This window comes from Lactobacillus helveticus DSM 20075 = CGMCC 1.1877, from assembly GCF_000160855.1.
GTDB lineage: Bacteria > Bacillota > Bacilli > Lactobacillales > Lactobacillaceae > Lactobacillus > Lactobacillus helveticus.
This window is the reverse complement of record NZ_GG700759.1, coordinates 27523-30425: the sequence shown is the minus strand read 5'-3', so window position 1 is coordinate 30425 and position 2903 is coordinate 27523. Positions and strand designations below refer to the sequence as shown.

Sequence of the window (2903 nt, the reverse complement as noted above, 5' to 3'; positions counted from 1 at the left end):
TAATTAAAAAGTTTAAAAAGATGGGCTACTTTTTAGCCCAGCATGCACATGGGATTGATTTGCGCCCCGTAATTGCAGATTCAGATACAAATCGTAAATCAATCGGTATGGAGCGTACCTATGAGCCTGCTATTTATACGCGCGATGAGGCACTGACGCATATTCGGCATTATTGTAAACATTTAGAAGATGAATTAAAAAAGCGTAACTTTTTTGCCCAAACTGTAGTAATCAAGGTTAGAGATAATGACTTTGATACTGTAACTAAGCGCAGAAAATTGACTAAACCGTCAAATAGTCAGTATGATTACTATGACAGTGCTCGTGAGTTGTTTGATAAAACGAGCAATTTTTTAGAAAAGGGCATTCGGTTAATCGGGGTAACTGTGACTGATTTTAAGAAAGATGAATATCAAACAATTAACCTATTCGATTACTAAAAGAAGCCCTTTTTTTGTTAAACTAGATACAGATAATTTTTAGAAGATGAGGAAAAATAATGAGTAGTTTTGACGACATTTACGAAAAAATCTTACAATATCCAACTATTATTTTGCACCGTCATACCAGTCCTGACCCAGACGCAATTGGTTCACAAGCTGGTCTTGCACGTGCAATTATGGAAAAATTCCCTGACAAGCGTGTTTTATGTGCCGGTGAAAATGACGAAGGTGATTTGGCTTGGATTAACCATATGGACCAAGTTAAGGCAACCGATTATGAAGGTGCATTAGTAATTACTACTGATACTGCTAATACCCCAAGAATTTCAAACAAGTTGTATGAAAAAGGCGACTTTTTAATTAAGATTGACCATCACCCAGATGTAGATCCATACGCTGACATGAGTTATGTAGATCCTGATGCTCCAGCAGCTTGTCAAATCATCGTTGACTTCTTAAATGAAGAAGGCTTTAAGATTACAAAGCAAGTTGCTTACCCACTTTACGCAGGTATCGTTGGCGATACTGGTCGTTTTATGTATCCAGAAACTTCAGAACATACCTTCAAGGTAGCAGCTCAACTTGCTTCAACTGGTATTGATATTACTGAAATTGCCAGAAATATTGCCGATGTAACCTTTGATGAAGCTAAGCTTCAAGCATTAGCAATGGATAAGATGGAAATCGATCCAGTTGGTGCTGCTTACACTATCTTGATGCAAGATGATTTGAAGAAGTTAGGTTTGACTGATGATCAAGCTAACGTTGCAGTTTCAACTCCAGGTCGAATCAAGGATGTTTTGGCTTGGAACGTATTTGTTGAAAAGCCAGACGGCACTTTCCGTGTACACTACCGTTCAAAGGGTCCAGTAATCAATGAATTAGCTGCTAAGCATGACGGTGGTGGCCACGCATTAGCAAGTGGTGCCAATGCTAAGGACATAGACGAAGTAAAGCAAGTCTTTGCTGAAGTTGTTGAAGTAACGAAGAAGTATAAAGAAGATCATGAATAATATTTTCGCAGATTCCAGAATTAGACCAGCTATTCAAGAGGGTTTAAAGAAGATCCATTTTGAAAAGCCAACTAAGGTGCAGGAAAAAGTTATTCCAGCAATGCTTTCTGATTTAAGGGTTGTGGTGCAAGCTGCAACCGGGTCAGGTAAGACGCATGCTTATTTGGTGCCTATCTTTAATGAAATTGATGAAGATGCTCACTATGTGCAAGCAATTGTGACTTTGCCTAGTCGAGAGCTTGCTGATCAACTTTATCAAGTAGCACGTCAATTAAGAGATGCGGCAGGGATGCACTTTTCTATTGCCCACCTTGCTGGTGGAACGGACCGTGAACGTCAGTTAGAAAAGTACCAAAATAATACGCCACAGTTGGTAATTGCCACTCCGGGACGACTTTTGGACTTTGTACAAAAAAAGGTATTCGTTGTTGATCAAGTTAAGACTTTTGTCATCGACGAAGCTGATATGACTCTTGACATGGGCTTTTTGGCTGATATTGATCAAGTAGCAAGCAAGATGACTAAGGATGTACAAATTGCGGCCTTTTCAGCTACTATTCCAGTTAAGCTATCTAACTTTTTGCGTAAGTACATGGCTCATCCAGATCAAATCGTGATCGATAATCCGAGTGTCATTGCACCTACAATTAAGAATGATTTGCTTGATATTGGCTCAAAGAATCGTAAGAGTGTTTTGTACAAGTTATTGACTATGGGTCAACCTTACTTGGCTTTGGTTTTTGCTAATACAAAACAAACTGTTGATGAATTAACTAGATACTTGCAAGATCAAGGCTTAAAGGTAGCTAAGATTCATGGTGGGGTAACTGAGCGAGAAAGAAAGCGGACTTTGCGTCAAGTTGAGCAAGGACAATTTCAATATGTTGTTGCCTCTGACTTAGCAGCCCGTGGTCTTGATATCGATGGTGTTAGTTTAGTTATTAATTATGAAATTCCACGTGATATCGAATTTGTAATTCACCGGATTGGTCGTACCGGCCGTAATGGTTTATCAGGTCATGCGATTACTTTAATTTGTGAAGAAGAAATGAACCGGATCGAAGATTTGGAAAAGATGGGCGTTCATTTCGACTTTGTTGAAATTAAGAATGGTGAATTAGTACCACGTAAGCATTACCGCAGTCGTGAGAATCGTCAGGGTAAGAATCACAAGTTTGATACTAAGTTAGTAGGTTACGTTAAAAAGGAAAAACGTAAGCGTAAGCCTGGCTACAAGAAGAAGATTAAGCGAGCAATTCAAGAAGATAATCGTCAAAAGCGTAAGCTTGAACAACGTCATGAAATTAGAAAAGCTAAGCGTTTGAGAAAGCGTAAGCGTGAACAAGGACGTTAAAGCAATATTTTAATGATAGCGGAGAGTTTTTCTCTGCTATTTTTATATAATTGCTATAGTAAAACTGTCTTTGTTAGTAAAAAAGATTTTAAA

3 protein-coding genes are annotated in these 2903 nt (G+C 38.5%); all 3 read left to right on the top strand.

What is annotated here, in order from left to right; all coding sequences use genetic code 11:
- The coding region (locus HMPREF0518_RS08290) for a DinB/UmuC family translesion DNA polymerase (protein ID WP_003627759.1) at positions 1-440 on the top strand (440 nt) is incomplete at its 5' end.
- 59 nt (positions 441-499) lie between these two features.
- Positions 500-1456: a DHH family phosphoesterase gene (locus HMPREF0518_RS08285; RefSeq protein ID WP_003627758.1), complete on the top strand. Its 957-nt coding sequence runs from the start codon at positions 500-502 to the stop codon at positions 1454-1456.
- Complete coding sequence (locus tag HMPREF0518_RS08280; protein ID WP_003627757.1) at positions 1449-2810, top strand: DEAD/DEAH box helicase; 1362 nt, start codon at positions 1449-1451, stop codon at positions 2808-2810. Before HMPREF0518_RS08285 ends, HMPREF0518_RS08280 begins: the two co-directional genes overlap by 8 nt.
- Positions 2811-2903: the final 93 nt, after the last annotated feature.

Excerpts from the sequence above, each read along its gene's own strand:
- HMPREF0518_RS08285 (WP_003627758.1), top strand. The coding sequence starts at position 500 with ATGAGTAGTTTTGACGACATTTACGAAAAAATCTTACAATATCCAACT.
- HMPREF0518_RS08280 (WP_003627757.1), top strand. The coding sequence starts at position 1,449 with ATGAATAATATTTTCGCAGATTCCAGAATTAGACCAGCTATTCAAGAG.